This window comes from Flavobacterium sp. SH_e (assembly GCF_025717045.1).
Lineage (GTDB): Bacteria > Bacteroidota > Bacteroidia > Flavobacteriales > Flavobacteriaceae > Flavobacterium.
Map to the genome: position 1 here is coordinate 46924 of NZ_JAOVZN010000003.1, position 17462 is coordinate 64385.

Below are 17462 nucleotides of genomic sequence, written 5' to 3' on the forward strand. Positions count from 1 at the left end.
TCCTTCTAAACATTAAGTCGAGTTCCACGTCACTTTATTTAAGTCACAAATTACTCTAATTCTTAGCGACTAATTCCCAATATTAACTGTAATCGCTTATTAGAAGTTTAACAATTTAATATCTCTCATAATAGAACAACAACAATCCTTATTTATGCTTTTAAGCCGTTTACTTAATGCATAAAAATAGCCCTCTACCTCGTCGCCAAACTAGTATAGAGAGCCTGTAGCCAATCAAATATCCATTTAACTAACCAATCCCAATATTATGAATTATTTTTCATTTTACAAGGATGGAAAAGCTCTTTATTGCCTAATTTTTACAGGCATGCTGCTTTCTTTTTCATTCCTATCCGCCAAAAATTCCAAACGGAATTACCAATCATCTAATCAGCAGTATCAGCTTCAGGGAACCGTCACGGACGGTACTGCGCCTCTGCCCGGCGTAACCGTCGCCATTAAAAGCAGAACAGCAGGCAATGCGATTACGGACTACAATGGCCATTACCAGCTTTCCGTCTCTGCCAACGACACTCTAGTCGTTTCCTTCATCGGATTCAAAAAAGCCTTTATTCCTGTCCAGGGGCGAAGCAGAATTGACATCCTTCTGCAATATGACACCACCACTCTGCAGGAAGTGAAAATCAATGCGGGCTATTATAGCGTCAAGGAAAGCGAGCGTACAGGAAGCATTTCCCGCATCACCTCCAAAGACATTGAAACCCAGCCTGTCACCAATGTGCTCGCTGCCATGCAGGGGCGCATGGCTGGAGTCAGCATCACCCAGACAACGGGCGTCCCGGGAGGAGGCTTTGATATAAAGATCAGAGGACAGAACAGCCTGCGTTCAGAAGCCAATGCGCCGCTATATATTATTGACGGCGTTCCCTATGCCTCAGACCCAATCGGTTCGGGCATAACAAACCTGACTTTCCCAACACTCTCTAGCCCCTTAAATAGCATAAATCCAGACTTCATTGAAAGCATTGAGGTTCTAAAGGATGCCGATGCCACCTCCATCTACGGATCTAGAGGAGCCAATGGAGTGGTGCTGATCACCACAAAAAAAGGAAAAGCAGGAAGGACAAAATTTACCGTAACGGCCTCCACAGGAGCAGGAACAGTCACCAGATTCATGAAGCTCATGAACACCGAGCAGTACCTTTCCATGCGCAGGCAGGCATTTAAAAATGACGGCATTACAGCATACTCTCCTTGGGATTATGATGTCAACGGCACTTGGGATCAGAACCGCTACACCGACTGGCAGAAAGAGCTTCTTGGGGGCACCGCCCAGATCACCGACCTTCAGGCAACGGCATCAGGAGGATCAGAAAACACCCAGTTTATGCTCAGCGGTTCCTATCACACCGAGTCTACCGTATTTCCCGGCACTTTCCTATATAAGAAAGGAGGTAGCCAGTTCAGCTTAAGCCATATCTCGGATGACCAGAAATTCCGACTGGCCTTCTCGGCAGGAGTCACCCTTCAGGATAATGACCAGCCATCATTTGACCTCACCTATGATGCCCGCAGCCTTCCCCCTAATGCGCCAGCCTTATACAATGCTGACGGAACATTAAATTGGGAGAACAGCACCTGGACCAATCCACTGGGAAATCTAAATACAAAATTCGAATCCAGAACCAATGATCTCACCGCCAGCGCCGTGCTGTCCTATGAAATAATTCAGGGGCTTTCCGCCAAAGCTAATCTGGGATACACCAATCTAAGCAATAGCGAAACGCGCATAGTGCCTTCAACCATTTATGATCCTGCCTACAATGTCAGCAGTGAAAGATCAGCGCTCTTTCTCAACGATGTCAGCAGAAGCTCATGGATAGCAGAGCCGCAGATCAGCTGGAAAAAAGATCTAAAAACTTCCATAATTGATATCCTTTTAGGAGCCACATTCCAGAGCCAGCAGTCCCTTCGCATCCAGCAGTCGGGAACGGGATTCACGTCAAACAGCCTCATATACAATCTGGCCGCGGCGAAAACTACAAGAGTGCTGCTCAACGATGAAACCCTTTATAAATATCAGGCTTTTTTTGGCAGGGTCAATTACAACTACAAGCAGCGCTATATCCTGAATCTTACCGCGCGCCGTGACGGCTCAAGCCGTTTTGGTCCGGGCAGACAGTTCGCTGGTTTTGGAGCGGCCGGACTGGCTTGGCTTTTCTCAAATGAATCCTTTATGCAGGACAACAGCTGGCTGAGCTTCGGAAAAATACGCACAAGCTATGGAACTACAGGAAATGACCAGATTGGAGACTATCAGTTTTTAGATACCTATTCCAACACTGGAGTGCTTTATAACGGAACGCCCGGACTTGCTCCGAGCAGACTCTTTAACGCAGACTTCGGATGGGAAACCAATAGAAAAATTGAAGCGGCATTGGAGCTCGGATTTCTTAAGGATAGGATTTTCACAACTGCCGCATGGTACCAGAACAGATCTTCCAACCAGCTGACAGGAATTCCCCTTCCCGGCTCCACAGGCTTTACTTCCTATCAGGCAAATCTTGATGCAGTGGTGCAGAACCGCGGACTCGAATTTACGCTCCGCACGGTTAACTTTAGCGGCCATGGCTTTAACTGGACCACAAACCTGAATCTGACCTTTGCCAAGAATAAGCTTCTCAAATTTCCGGGTCTGGAAAGTTCTGCCTACAGCCAGCAGTACCGCATTGGCGAGCCATTGAACATCAGACTGCTGTACAGCTTTAAAGAAGTCGATCCCCAGACAGGCGTATATGCCTTTGAGGATCTCAATAAGGACGGTGCCATAACTTTTCCTGAAGACCGGCAGAATGCAGTGGATCTGAATCCCCAGTATTACGGCGGACTTCAAAACCAGTTCACCTATAAAGGCGTGACGCTTGATTTTCTGTTCCAGTTTGTAAAGCAGCAAAACAGGACCTATCCGATGGGAACGGCCGGAATGATGTCTAACCAGCAGGAAAGGATAAGCAATAGCTGGAGCGTTCCGGGCGATATCGCTCCCTACCAGATTTATACCACTGGCTACAATTACGCAGCCCTGATGGGCACCTATCTCTATAACGAGAGCACAGCATCAGTTACGGATGCCTCTTATATACGCCTTAAGAATATTTCCCTTTCCTATGATCTGCCTCTGGGCTTAAAAGAGACGCAGTGCAGAATTATGGTTCAGGGGCAGAACCTGCTCACTTTTACAAAGTACTTAGACGGAGATCCCGAATTTACCAGCTATGGCTTCCTGCCGCCGCTCAAAGTAGTAACTATGGGAATACAGCTAACCTTTTAAACCAATCATTATGAAAACAATTCATCTTATACTGACGCAGTGGATATGGCTTGCCGTCCTGACTGCATGCTCCTCATGCGACTCTTTTGTTGAAGTGGAGCTTCCTAAAAATCAGCTTACTGCCGTAACGGTCTTTCAGGACTATCATACTGCGGAAGCCGCTATGGCAGACATCTATTCCAATCTGCGTGACAAGGGCATTCTTGCCGGTGACGGAACCGGAATATCCAATCAGCTCGGCAACTACGCCGACGAAATGGTCAGCAGCGAAAACCCTTCCAATCCAAGCATTGCTTTTTATGCCAATGCGCTTCTGCCAAGCAATACTTACATCACAGGCTACTGGAACTCGGCCTACTATCAGATTTATGCCGCCAATGCCGTTATTGAGGGAGTTACGGAAAGCAAAAATCTGACCGATGCACAGAAAAGACAGCTTCAGGGCGAGGCGCTGTTTGTAAGGGCGCTGGTGCATTTTTATCTCGTAAATCTTTTTGGGGATGTGCCCTATATAACACAGACCGACTACAGAATAAACAGCACGGTGAAAAGAACCCCTAGCGGGCAGGTCTACGAGCAGATAATTGCTGATCTTGAAAATGCTGCTGCGCTGCTTCCAGAAAGCTATCCTGATCCGGCAAGAGTCCGCCCCAATGCCTTTACAGCAAAAGCGCTGCTTGCCAGAACCTTTCTGTACACTAATGCCTATCCCGAAGCTTTCAATATGGCATCTGCTGTCTTAAACCAGCAGCAGACCTATAGCCTGGAACAGCCTCAGGAAGTATTTTTAAACACTTCCAGAGAAACCATCTGGCAGCTCCAATCTGGCACAGCGGGACAGAATACGGCGGAGGGCTCTTTCTTTATTTTTACTTCGGTGCCTCCAAGATATGTATCGCTCAGCGAATCGCTGGCTGATTCCTTTTCTCCTGATGATCTTCGCAGATCCACTTGGATTAAAAGCCTTTCAGACGAAACAGCTATCTGGTATCATCCCTACAAATACAAAGAAAACATTCCGACGGCCGTATCCAAGGAATATTCGATCGTATTCAGGCTTGCTGAACAGTACCTCATCAGAGCAGAAGCCAGAGCATGGCAGGGCGATCTGATCGGAGCCAAAGAGGATCTGAACAGAATAAGAAGCCGTGCCGGACTTTCCGATACGCAGGCCGAAACGCAGAATGAAATTCTCGATGCAGTGCTGCTGGAAAGAAAACTGGAGCTATTCACGGAAACTGGACACCGATTCTTTGACCTTAAGCGCACTGGAAGGCTTGATGCAGAACTGGCGCACATCAAACAGGGATGGAATTCGACCGACAGCCTATTCCCAATTCCGCAGAGCGAACTGAGTGCCAACCCCAATCTGAGACCGCAGAATCCCGGATACTAAACAATACACTATTATGTCAAAAGCAATATTCACCGACAGCTGCCGAACAGCAGTGCTCACCGCGGTGCCTATTTTAGAATTTTTATTTTTATTATTTATTTTGCCATTAGTAGCCTGTCCCCTCTGGGGGCAGGCAATGCAAAAAAAGCATCTTTCTCCGGCTGACTACTCCCGCTGGGGCGAAGTCCATCTGGATAAAATTTCAAGTGACGAAAAATGGGCAGCCTACAGGATGGCTTATGAAAACGGAGCCGATACGCTTTTTATCCAGAACATAAAAACAGGCCAAAGACACTTTTTTACCGATGCTGAAAAAACGCTGTTTACGCAAAGCAATTTCTTTATCTGCAGTACCGGCTCTGATCTTACGATTCTGGATTTGGAAACGCTAAAAACAGAAACAGTCTCTGGCATACAGAAATATGCTTATGATAAACAGACCGATCAGCTTATTATCCTATTGGACAGTCCAGAAGAAAAAGGAATGCTGCATATTAGATCACCTAAAAAAGCAGAAGGCACTGCATTCAAGAATGTGAGCCAATTTGCTCTGAGCCCAAACGGGGCTATGCTGGCTTTTACTGTTTTATCCAGCTCAGAAGCCTCTGCAGCCGTCTTGAGCCTTCTACAGCCAAAAAAGGCAAAGTGGATCAGCGCAAAAAACGCAGAGCGGCTGGCTGGACTTATCTGGGAAAAAGAAGGCAGGGCACTGGCTTTTCTAAAAGAGTCAGCAGACCAGAAAATAAAAGCACTAGGCCTTTATATTCCCGCTGAAGACAGAATGTATGAATTGGAACCCGATTCGTGCACTGATTTTCCGAACCATTCCTCCATCTTCTACGATGCATTCTCTCCCATTGTAATTTCAAGCGATCTGAAGCGCGTATTCTTCTCTATCCAGAATGAAGCTGAGACCGCTGAAAACATATCAAAGTCCGATGTCCAGATCTGGAATGCAAATGACAAATGGGTGTATTCCCAGCATAAGACTTTTGAAAGTTTTGATAAAATGCCCAAAATCGCAGTATGGAATCCTGCGGGAAATCATGTGCATCAGATTACCACAAATGAACTTCCGTTGCTAATGCTCACGGATGACATGAAGTATGCCGTACTATCAGACCCATCCCGCCACCAGCCGCAGTTTGAAGCCCAAGACGTCAGGGATTTCTATGTCATGGATCTCACCACATTTGAAAAAAAGATGCTTTTGGAAAAGCATGTCTACCTGCCTTGGGCGCTTAATCCTTCATCCTCGGGAAAATATTTTGCGTACTTTAGGGATAACAGCTGGTGGGTATATGAATTTGCCACAGGCATCCATAAAAATGTATCTGAAAAAATAGGCGTGAAATTTAGCGGTAAAGTTCAGGAGCTTGTTCCTGAATCCACTTACGGCAATCCGGGATGGAGCCTTGATGACAGGGAAATCCTGCTTTATGACCAGTTTGATATCTGGGCTGTGTCTCCAAGCGGCAGCACTTCTAGAAGGCTCACCAAAGGACGGGAATTGGGCATTAAGCTTCGAATAGCACCGCAGCCCAATAGGCTGGGCGCAAAGCATCTTTATGACGGCCCTGTTGCCGACAGTTTTGATCTGCGGCAGGAACTGCTGCTTCGCGGCAGCGGACGTGATGGGAAAACAGGCTATTTCAGATGGAACAGCACTTCAGGAGAAAAAGCAGTCACGTACGGAGACTATTACAGCGATGAGCTAAACTACGCTCCAAAGAAGAAAACACTCTTTTTCAGGGAGCAGCAATTCGACAGCCCTCCTGAGCTCTTCAGCAGTACAGGAACACAAGGCAAAAAGAGCTTTTTCAAAAGCAATCCCCATCATAAAGGCTATTTCTGGGGAAAATCTGAACTGATCGAATTTAAAAATATGGAAGGCAGATCGTTAAAAGGCGTCTTATTCTATCCAGCAGATTATGATCCAAAAATAAAATATCCGATGATTGTGCACATTTACGAGCTCAAATCCCATGAGCTTCACATCTATGATAATCCGACCTATCAAAACGGAACCGGCTTTAATATCACTCTGGCGAACGCTGAAGGCTATTTTGTATTCCTTCCCGACATACAGCATGAATATCAGAAGCCCGGCATTTCAGCAGCTGACTGTGTCATATCGGGCGTAAAAAAAATAATCGAAAAAGGGATTGTAAATGAGCATAAGATTGGTCTCATAGGGCATTCATTCGGAGGTTTTGAAAGCGCTTTTATAATGTCTCAGACAGATCTCTTTGCTGCCGGGATTGCAAGCGGAGCAATCACGGATCTTTTCAGCCACTACAATAGCATCGGTCCGCGTGCGGGAGATCCCGAACAATGGAGGTATAGCGGAGAGCAGTTTAATATGGGAGGATCGCCTTATGAGATCCCTAAACTTTATGAAGCCAACTCCCCTATAATCCATGCCCCTAAAATTACGGCCCCGATGCTTTTGTGGACAGGAGACAGGGATCCTCAGGTGGATCCGCATCAGAGCTACGAGCTTTATCTTGCCCTTCGCTGGCTTCGAAAGAAAAGTATTATGCTCGTCTATCCAAAAGCAGGCCACGTTCTTATAGATCCTAGCCAGCAGAAAGACATTACAATACGCACTCTGGAGTGGTTCAGCTATCATTTAAAGGGCAATCACAACTATCCTTGGATTGCCAATGGAATGGAATAGAATCAGGCTTAAAAAAACAATGCAGTTCCTATGGAACTGCATTGCCATTTCAGCAGGCTTTGATTACTGTCCATTTATAAGACGGTACAAAGGCTGAACACAGTTGTTCTGGCTATCTCTGTCGTATGCAATGGCACCAGAAGTGTCGCCTACGCGGCAAAGCTGATCCTTTGAAACATCACTGCAGGCAACCTGCGTAGTGGAACAGGTTCCGTTTGCATTCGGCAGATAGCCCCATTTAAAGGCAACCGCACTTTTTTCAGGTGCGCGCTGCATCGAAGTGGTTGCAAAAGCTCCCGAAACTGCCAAGGCCACAATAGCAGCCGGCAGCACATTTTTTAAAACTAACGTTTTCATAGCATTAAAATTTATAACCGTAATATGATCTACTTTTTTCTACAGGTGTTCGATCTGATTCCTGACACTGATCAGTATATTATATTGATAGCCCACAGACAGGCTGTAAGCGCTATCCTATTCTTTTTTTATTTCCTTTTTTAGGGCATCCTTTAGCTGATACACAACCAGATCATTTCCGATGACAGCAGCCAGATATCCGCCAGCAACGGCGAAAGAATTTAAAGAGCTGCTGGAGGTATGGTATATTGGAAAGCTCATAAGATAAGAGCCGCGGCTCAGATCGTACACATCAATAATAAAAGATTTCTTCCATAGCTTTTCATTCTCATATCTTCCCCTTACAAGCGAATGGACGAAAAGCAGATTTTCAAAAACTGCCGCATTTGAATTCACCACATCTGCAGGAGCAGACATCGCAAACTCTCTTCCGCCCTTGAGCTCCGACACTTTTATTTTAGCATGGGTGATGGTGTCAATGGTATGCCCTCTGTAGGCAAGCGATCCATATTTATCGGCCACAATAAATTCATTGCGGTAATAATACAGGTACACCATCTTTTTCATTCCTTCGCTGTACAGCAGCGTGCCATCGGTATCAAAGATCCCGTCAATCTGTTTTTGGAGCAGATTTCTTCTATAGCTTATTTTCGGAACCGACTCCATATTGAAAACGCCGAGCACATTGGCCAGCTTTTTGGAATTATTGGATCTGAAAGCAACAGAAGCTCCATCAATCGGCGCCAGTTTTGTAAAATACGGAACCCCCTTAAAGGCTGTCGTGATACTCCAGTCTTTCGCATCTCCGCGAAACACGGCAGGAACGCTTCCGTCGTACAGATAGAAATAAGGCTCCTGAATCCTGATATAGATATTTTTAAAAGGTATGCTGTCCGGAGAAAAAGAAATCCTTTCCATTTTCTGATGGCTTAGGCTGGAATCCAGCGACATCAGATAGGAAGGAAACTCATAGTTTCCCAGATAGATCCGCTGGCCTCGAAAGCCTGCAATATAATAAGAACTGTACTTTAATCTGAAAGACGCGGAATACTCTGCAGGATGGTGGGGATATCGTCTTATAAAGGGGTTGCTGTGGTGCATCACCTCTTCTGAAGACAGATACAGAAGCGCAACAGCCGCTATGCTAGCCGCTATTGCCACAGCTATCCATCTGGCCTGAGCAAAAAAACCATAGCCAGCATTGCGAGCCTTCCCTACCGATGCATCTAAAACAATTGCTGAAGCTGCCAGAAGAACAAAAGCAATATTGAACACCAGATGCGCATTCCAGCCCATCTTTTCCAAAATCCCTCCGCAGGAGCACGGAATAAAAGAGCTGTAGTTCAGTATAATAAAAATATAGGCCGTAAACATAACCATTAGAGAAAGCGCGAAGTAAAGGCCAATATGGCGAAGCCTGCCTGTCAGAAGAAACAGTGCCGTCATTAATTCCGCCGCAAGCACCAATACGGAAATCCAACGGGCAAAAGCGCTCAAAAGCGGAGACTGTCCGAGCTGCACCTGAAAATTTTCAAAATCAAGCATTTTGCTTACCGCGGCATAAACAAATAGAACAGCAAACAGATAGCAGACTGATTGGATAAAAACCGTTTTGATGCTTGCACTGCATTTCATAATCCTAAAGTTTAAGTATGGCTGCACTACGTTAAACTGATGCAGCCACCATAATGATATGCAAATCTAAAACCGTAAGATTTATCATCCATTATCAGAATCACGTCTAAACTTTTCAAAAGCAGGCTGAAACATTATATCAGCTACAAAAAAAACGCGCTGTAAATCGCAAGATTTGCAGCGCGTCTGAGCCTCCGCAAAATAATGCAGGCAGCTGAAAACTGCCTGCATTTCAAAATTATAAAGCAGATTCAATTCTGCACTACATAAGAGCTAAACCCTTTAACAGCAAAATCAAGGCACAGATTAAAAGCGGCCTGACCCCGAAGCTGCGCCGTTCCTCCCATCAGGATGGAAGAAAGCTTGGCCTCATCATCTTTATATCTTCTCACATTCTGAAAATAGCCCGTCACGGCATTGTAGGCGCCAAATACAGTCCCTTTAGTGGTTGCCATCTGCTGTGTGGGATGGCTCATCGCATACTCAAAAGCATTGTCCACCATATTGTTAAAGCAGGCCGATAATTCCGCGTTTCTCCCTTCCTGCAATTTTTTAAGCACTTCTCTGCTGGGAGCCATAGCATGCTGGATCAGTTTTTTAACCTCCTTATCGGATATGCGTGTCTTTGTCCAGTAATTAAAAACGGCTTCCAGACTGCCTGCCAATGCATCTGAAATCCCCATAACCTTATGAGCCTGCTCGAGACGGTCTTTTGCATTTGAGGTGTGGCGTATGCGCACCCTGCTGGTTTTGGACTGCATCGCCGCATTGAGCGTATTGGCGCATACAATACGGATCGGCGTAAAAGCTGCCGTTATGCTGCCGCTCCCATCATGGGAGGTGGTGAGAAAAAGATACTTCTCAATCAGGTCCTCCTTTCCCACACGGATATAGTCAGGCAGTTTTGCGGTGATAAAGATCTTCTCGCCATTTCCCAATGCTCCTGCTGTTTCATATAGAATGCCGTCACCGCCCACGATGCTGTCAAAAAAAGAAAACGCATCCCTGTTCTGCACGATATGATAATCCTTCCCGACAACTCCCAGCACCGTATCGGTATCAGTCCGTACTGTGCTGCAGTAATCTGGTATATCCAGCCTGCCTGCAGTTATAAAGTCCTGCGTTACAATTGGAGCAGAAGGCGTGTAAAGCCTTCTTTTCTCCACTTCAAAATCCAGCCCTGCGTTGGCTATCGCCTCGGCGCTTGTCGGATAGTCTTCCACTGCCTGTCCCAAATTGTGCCAAGGCTTTTCCTTCACGCTGAAAAAACTGTGTCTTCCATTCCCGTCGTTAAAATGAATATGATGCGCCATGATTTCTGATTTTTAAATGATTAAACGCCATATTTAAAATGGCACGTCTTCTGTTGCCTTGCCTTTTCCAGCAGCAGTTCTGCTGTTACCTTTCTGTGCCTTATCTTCGCTTCCATTAGCATTAGCATTAGCATTAGTATCTGTCTTATCGCCGCTTCGCTTGGCAAAAGCAAGAAAGCTCATTTTATCGACATGAAAGTCAATGCTCCCTATCGGATTCCCATCGCTGTTGATGTACACATGCATGCCCAGCCTTCCGTTCAACAGCACCACAGCTCCCTTCTTAACCCACTGCCCTGCCCTCATGCTTATCCAATACGAACAGTTGATAAAGGTCACAACTTCTTTAAACTCACTGCTCCCCGCTGGCTTATAGCGGTCATTAACCGCTATGCTGAAGCTCAAAACCTCTTTCTCTCCCACTTTGCGCACTATCGCATCTGCTGCAACTCTACCCGTAATTTCCATAACCTTAAAATTTAATAGTGAATAAATAATTGCCAGCTGGCCGATAGCTAATGAATTCTTAATGAAACGCTTACCCAATAGCTGCCGATCCAGCCGCTTCCCTTACTCCCGCTCCGCCCCTTCAAAAAATTGTTTTCAAAAGAAAAAACGGAAAAAAAGAAAGCAAGAGCCAAGCGCAGGCTCAAGGATGCGGAGTGCTATAAGTCCCGAAGGGCTGGCGAAGTGAAACGGAGCCAGTTATGCGCATGCAGCATACGGCTGGCGCTATCTTGGCTGCCCTTTTTAGCCGTTTCGAATGAAAACACCATTTTTCCGTTCTCTTCTTTATGGAAAAACTAAAAAGTAGCTGCACTTTAAATTCGAACTCTGCTTCTCAATCCGATAAAGAGGCAGACTGGAAACCATGGGCAAAAATTACCGACTCGCAGTTTTTCCTCAACAGCTGTTATACCGGCCTCTAAAATTTTAATGTAAATATTGAACGCTGCCCCGCATGGCGTCACCTCAAAGATTTTTTACATTCTTATCAAGAAAACATCGGCCCAGCTGATCAGCGAGGAACCTGCTTCAGAATAATTTCAATCATTCCGTAAATTCCTAATAAAGGAAAAATGCACCAGTTTGGGTGCTTTTTTTATGCCCTGAAAAATAAGGCTTTTTAAAATTTGTTATTATCTATAACATAAATATTTTTAAAATTGTTCTTATCTGTACTAATTTTGATCCGTATAAAAATGAACAGATCATGGCCAGGGCTATTGTACACATCGATATGAACACGTTTTTCGTCTCCTGCGAAAGGCTTACCAATTCTGAACTCAACGGCATACCCCTTATTATCGGGGGCGGTGACAGAGGCGTTGTGGCTTCGTGCTCCTATGAAGCCAGAAAATTCGGCGTGCGCTCCGCCATGCCGATCCATATGGCCATGAAGCTCTGCCCTCAGGCCAAAATTATGAAAGGCGATATGGAACTCTATTCCAGGCTCTCCCATGACATTACCGAAATCATCCAGGAAAAAGCGCCCGTGGTGGAAAAAGCCAGCATTGATGAATTTTATCTGGACATCACCGGCATGGATAAATTCTACGGCAGCTACAGATGGACTGATGAGCTCGCACAGCGCATTACAAAAGAGACGGGACTTCCCCTCACCTTTGCGCTTTCGGTCAATAAAACCGTATCGAAAATAGGAACCGGCGAGGGCAAGCAGAAGCAGAACCTTGAAATTCCCGAACATCTTGTCCAGTCCTTTCTGAATCCGCTCTCCATCCGAAAGATTCCGATGGTCGGCCAGAAAACCTTTGAGCTCCTTTCCCGGATCGGCATCCGCACCATCCGGACACTCTCTGAAATGCCTGCCGAATCCCTGCAGCAGATGATCGGCAAAAACGGAACCGAACTCTGGAAAAAAGCCAATGGCATTGACAACACCCCTGTGGAGCCCTACACGGAAAGAAAATCAATTTCAACCGAAGACACCTTTTCACAGGACACTATTGATGTGCTGAAAATCAACAGAATACTCCAGGGAATGGTGGAGAAACTGGCCTATCAGCTCCGTGCAGAGCAGTGGCTAACCTCAACGGTGACCGTGAAGATCAGGTACGCCAATTTTGATACAGAAACCAAACAGTGCAGGGTGCCGTACACCTCAGCGGATCATATTCTGACACAGACGGTGATAAATCTCTTTACCAAACTGTACCAGCGCCGAATGAGGCTTCGCCTCATTGGAGTCCGCTTCAGCGGACTGGTCAGGGGAACCTACCAGATTGACCTTTTCAATGATACCGAAGAAATGCTGGCACTCTATCAGGCTATGGACAGAATGAAGACCCGTTACGGATTTGATGCCGTGATGAGATGCGCAGGCGCATCTTTCAAACCCAATAATAAAGACGAAATTTTAAAACGCAAAAAATAGATCATGTACCTCAACTGCCACTCTTTTCATTCCCTGCGCTACGGCACAATTCCGCTGGATGATCTGATACGGCAGGCAGCGGATTGCGGTGCCACGGCGGCAGCTTTAACCGATATCAATACCGTAACAGGGATTTATGATTTTATAAAAGGCTGCGAAGCTTCAGGGATAAAGCCGCTTGTCGGAATAGAATTCCGCTGCAGGCATAAATTCCGCTATATAGGGCTTGCCAGAAATGCTGAAGGTCTGGCGGAAATGAACCGTTTTCTGACACAGCACAACTTTGACAAAACAGTTCTACCCCTGGCGGCCCCTAATTTTTCCGAAGTGTTCATTATCTATCCTTTGGAGAATGCTCCATTAATTTTAAGAGAGAATGAATATATAGGCATCCGTCCCGAACAGCTTCAGAAACTGATTGTATCGGAATGGAAAAACAGGCAGGAAAAAATGGTCATACTCCAGCCTGTCACTTTCAGGACCAAAAAAGAATACGAACTCCATAAAATTCTCCGCGCCATTGACCTGAATACCATTTTCTCTAAATTGAAGCCCGCCGATTACTGCAGACATTCGGAAATCATGGTAGCGGCTGAAAGGATACTGTCCTGCTACGGGCAGTATCCCGGAATTATAGCCAATACCGAGAAAATTATCAGAGAATGCAATTTTGAATTTGACTTCAAAACACCCAAAAACAAGAAATTTTACACCAACAGCCGAAAAAATGACATGTCTCTGCTGACCGCACTGGCGAAAGACGGTCTGGAATGGCGATACGGAAAAAACAATCCAGAGGCTGAATCCAGAATGCTTAGGGAGCTGGAAATAATTGACCAGCTGGAATTCAGCGGGTATTTTCTCATCACATGGGATATCATAAAATACAGCAATTCTAAGGGATTCCTCCATATCGGAAGGGGCTCGGGCGCCAACAGCATTATTGCCTACTGCCTGGGAATAACAGACATCTGCCCTTTGGAGCTTGATCTCTATTTTGAGCGCTTTCTGAATGAAAACCGCAAAAGCCCTCCCGATTTCGACATCGACTGGTCTTGGAAGGAAAGGGATGTGATCCTTGAATATATATTCGGCCGCTACGGCTATGAAAATGTGGCATTCTGCGGCACTAACGTAGAGTTCAAATACAGATCCATATTCCGTGAAGTTGGAAAAGTATACGGCCTTCCGAAAGAGGAGCTTGATGCGCTGGCTAAAAATCCGATGGCACTGCATTCCCAGAATAAGGTCGTCAAAAAAGTTCAGGAATACGGAATGCTGCTGCTAAAATATCCCAACCAGAGAAGCATGCACTCCTGCGGCATACTGATATCTGAGGAACCGATAACCAATTATTCGGTGCTGGAAATGCCTCCAAAAGCCTTTCCGATAGTGCTCTTTGATATGCATACTGCAGAGGATATCGGGCTGGAGAAATTCGATATCCTAAGCCAGAGAGGCATCGGGCATATTGATGACACCGTGAAAATAATCGAGCAGAACAGAGGCATTCGCATCAATATCCGCGACACCAGAATCTCAAAAAACGAACAGTCCGCAAACGTCTATCTTGCCCAGGGCAGGACAATCGGATGCTTTTACATTGAAAGCCCGGCTATGCGCGGACTGCTTCGCCGTCTGAAATGCGGCGATTATAAAACACTCGTGGCGGCATCATCGATCATACGCCCTGGAGTGGCTCAGTCCGGAATGATGAAGGAATACATCTTCCGCCATAACAACCCGTCAAAATTTGAATATTTTCATCCGGTTTTTGAAAAGGAGCTTGGAGAAACCTACGGCATTATGGTGTATCAGGAAGACGTGATCAAAATTGCACTGCATTATGGCGGGCTCTCAGCTGCTGACGGAGATATCTTAAGGCGTGCCATGTCGGGCAAAGGACGCTCCAAAGCCGCGCTTCAGAAAGTAAAGGACGATTTCTTTATTTCTGCCGCCGCAAAAGGGCATCCCGAAGCGCTGAGCCAGGAAATCTACCGCCAGATCGAATCCTTTGCAGGCTATTCCTTCTGCAAGGCGCACTCAGCATCCTATGCGGTGGAAAGCTACCAGAGCCTATACCTCAAGGTGCACTACCCCATTGAATTTATGGTTGCGGTAATCAATAATCAGGGAGGGTTTTACAGAACTGAAATCTACGTGCATGAAGCCAGAATGGCCGGTGCTGCTATCCATACCCCCTGCGTGAACAGAAGCGGATATGAAACCGCTCTTTACGGCAGCGATATCTATCTGGGCTTTATGCACCTGCAGGGCCTGGATTCCAAACTCTCGCAGTTCATCGCTTTTGAGCGCGAGAGAAACGGCGTCTATAAATCACTCGAAGATTTCATAAACAGGGTTCCCATGGGCATTGAGAATGTAAAGGTGCTTATTTTCATAGGCGCATTCCGCTTTACGGGAAAGACCAAAAATCAGCTGCTGGTTCAGGTAAGCCTACTGATGAATAATTTCAAGCCTGAAAACCGCGGGCTTATGCTGATAAATGAACCAGTTAAGGAATTTAAGCTGCCCGTTCTGGAGCGCTCGGTATTTGAGGATGCTTTTGATGAAATTGAGCTTTTGAATTTCCCGGTATCCTGCACTGTTTTTGATCTGCTCAAGACCAGACACCGCGGGGATGTCATGGTGCGCGACCTTCTGAAATACCATAAAAAGCAGGTCCGCATGCTGGCTTACCTGATCTCGACCAAACAGGTGCCGACCAAAAGGGGCAATATGTATTTCGGGACATGGATCGATAATGAGGGAGCCTATTTTGATACGGCGCATTTCCCTGACAGCCTTATAAATAATCCATTTCAGGGAGGAGGCTGCTACCTGCTACTGGGAACCGTGGAAATTGACTATCATTTCCCGACGATCACCATTTCCAGAATGGCAAAAATGCCCTTCATTCCTGATCCCAGATATTCGGACTCGGATAAAAGGTATACCACACAGCACAATATCAAACAGGATGTCAGCAGCACACACAGGCAGCCGTATCCGCAGGAAAATGAAATTAATCTGCCTCGCCACAGAATGAAATTTTGATTTTTCGTGGGTAAGCCCTGATCAAACATAAAACGCCTAACAATTTTCAGCAGTAATCCTTTGCTTGTTTCAGGGTTTTAAACAGGTATTATTTATACGACCTTTACTACAAATCAAAAAATTAAACATCATTTAAAATTTTCAAATCTGCCATTAAATGGTTCGAATTCTGTACCGTCAAGGTCCCATTACAGGACTTCTTATTGGTTGGGAAGAAAGAAAAAAAGCCGTTAGTATTTTTTCTGAAAGTAAAGATAATTTGTCGTTGTACCTTCATCTCGCAATCGTATCTGAGAGTTATTAAATTCAAAAAGCTTCCAGTTAAAATTTAATTTAAAAAGCACTCCTGTACTAAAACTTATCTTTATTTCTGTAACTCCGCTTTGTACTGAACTTTCCCACTGTCCCGTTTCCGAAACTCCATTTTTGGTGGCAACTACAGATTGATCGGTTTTAAATACAAATGTATAATCACTGTAATTTGAAGTCTTAACAGTACCGTCATAAAAATAAGGAATTTCCCAAGAATCTTTTGTGATGGTTGTAGAAAAATCTAGTGTCACAAGGTTATTTTCTGGGCAATAATCTATGGCATATTTAATAGCGTTTTCGAAATCCTGATTATTTGAAATCGTTTTTATCTGATTATTGTAATCAGTAATTGTGATAGGATATTTTAAAGATATGTACTGGCTTTCATTTAAATTTTTAATGAAATTAAAAAAGGCCTGGTCACTTACTATCGATTGAGAACTGCCTGCTTGATTCGCGCTGTTATAGATGTTAATTGTTATCGGATAATTGATATTCAGACCGTTGATTTTAGATAAAAGATCCGGATAAAGATTCCAGTAATCGATTAAAGAATCAAAATCTGCCTGATTTGGAATTAGTTTTTCGATGTAATTGTAGTATACCATCGTTACAGGAAAATCTATTTTTACAATATCATCATCATAATTGCTTGCGTTGATATTATCCAAAACTTTCTGATAATCGGCTGTGGTATTTACTGCAATCTGTTCATTATTTACTGTAACAGTATATGGGAGTTTTATGGTGCAGTAGCTCGATCCGTCGATCATATTATCTTGTACAGTTCTAACCATAGCGACTCTTTGCAGATAAGTAGTGAGCGGAGAAACAGTAGTAATTGTCCCCTGCGAATTATTGTTTTGTTCGTCTATTTCACTTTGACAAGAAAACAATAACAACAGGAAAACTGCAATTGATAAATATTTTTTCAAAAGGAACATATTTATGTTTTTACAAAGGTAAATAAATTTTAAAAGAAACTATTTTTTAATGAACCAACATCAAAAGGTTCATAATTTTCA

General features: G+C 44.8%; 10 protein-coding genes. 5 read left to right on the forward strand and 5 right to left on the reverse strand.

What is annotated here, in order from left to right:
• Positions 1–268 precede the first annotated feature (268 nt).
• The 3 genes from OD917_RS05375 to OD917_RS05385 are packed head-to-tail and all read left to right on the forward strand — an operon-like array spanning position 269 to position 7368.
• A complete protein-coding gene (locus OD917_RS05375; protein WP_263522527.1) occupies positions 269–3292 on the forward strand; it encodes a SusC/RagA family TonB-linked outer membrane protein in 3024 nt (1007 codons plus the stop codon).
• 10 nt (positions 3293–3302) lie between these two features.
• The gene (locus tag OD917_RS05380) at positions 3303–4688 is read left to right on the forward strand and encodes a RagB/SusD family nutrient uptake outer membrane protein (RefSeq protein ID WP_263522528.1); all 1386 of its coding nucleotides are present in this window, start codon (positions 3303–3305) and stop codon (positions 4686–4688) included.
• A gap of 13 nt (positions 4689–4701) precedes the next feature.
• Complete coding sequence (locus tag OD917_RS05385; protein WP_263522529.1) at positions 4702–7368, forward strand: alpha/beta hydrolase family protein; 2667 nt, start codon at positions 4702–4704, stop codon at positions 7366–7368.
• Between the two features lie 63 nt (positions 7369–7431).
• Here the strand turns inward: OD917_RS05385 and OD917_RS05390 are convergent, their stop codons facing one another.
• The 4 genes from OD917_RS05390 to OD917_RS05405 form a co-directional block, all read right to left on the reverse strand.
• Entirely contained in the window at positions 7432–7725 is a 294-nt protein-coding gene (locus OD917_RS05390; RefSeq protein ID WP_111289997.1) for a DUF6520 family protein, read from the reverse strand.
• 117 nt (positions 7726–7842) lie between these two features.
• Positions 7843–9360: a MauE/DoxX family redox-associated membrane protein gene (locus OD917_RS05395; protein WP_263522530.1), complete on the reverse strand. Its 1518-nt coding sequence runs from the start codon at positions 9358–9360 to the stop codon at positions 7843–7845.
• A gap of 251 nt (positions 9361–9611) precedes the next feature.
• A complete protein-coding gene (locus OD917_RS05400) occupies positions 9612–10673 on the reverse strand; it encodes a DUF932 domain-containing protein (RefSeq protein WP_263522531.1) in 1062 nt (353 codons plus the stop codon).
• Between the two features lie 33 nt (positions 10674–10706).
• Positions 10707–11219, reverse strand: a complete 513-nt coding sequence (locus tag OD917_RS05405; protein WP_263522532.1) for a single-stranded DNA-binding protein — start codon at positions 11217–11219, stop codon at positions 10707–10709.
• Positions 11220–11886: 667 nt separating this feature from the next.
• Between OD917_RS05405 and dinB the strand changes: the two genes are divergently transcribed.
• A complete protein-coding gene (gene dinB / locus OD917_RS05410; RefSeq protein ID WP_263522533.1) occupies positions 11887–13068 on the forward strand; it encodes a DNA polymerase IV in 1182 nt (393 codons plus the stop codon).
• Positions 13069–13071: 3 nt separating this feature from the next.
• Positions 13072–16125 carry a DNA polymerase III subunit alpha gene (locus OD917_RS05415; protein ID WP_263522534.1) on the forward strand — a complete coding sequence of 1018 codons (3054 nt, stop codon included), beginning with the start codon at positions 13072–13074 and terminating at the stop codon, positions 16123–16125.
• Positions 16126–16355: 230 nt separating this feature from the next.
• On the opposite strand, the gene OD917_RS05420 is transcribed toward OD917_RS05415, so the two are convergent.
• Complete coding sequence (locus OD917_RS05420) at positions 16356–17381, reverse strand: hypothetical protein (protein WP_263522535.1); 1026 nt, start codon at positions 17379–17381, stop codon at positions 16356–16358.
• Between the last annotated feature and the right edge of the window lie 81 nt (positions 17382–17462).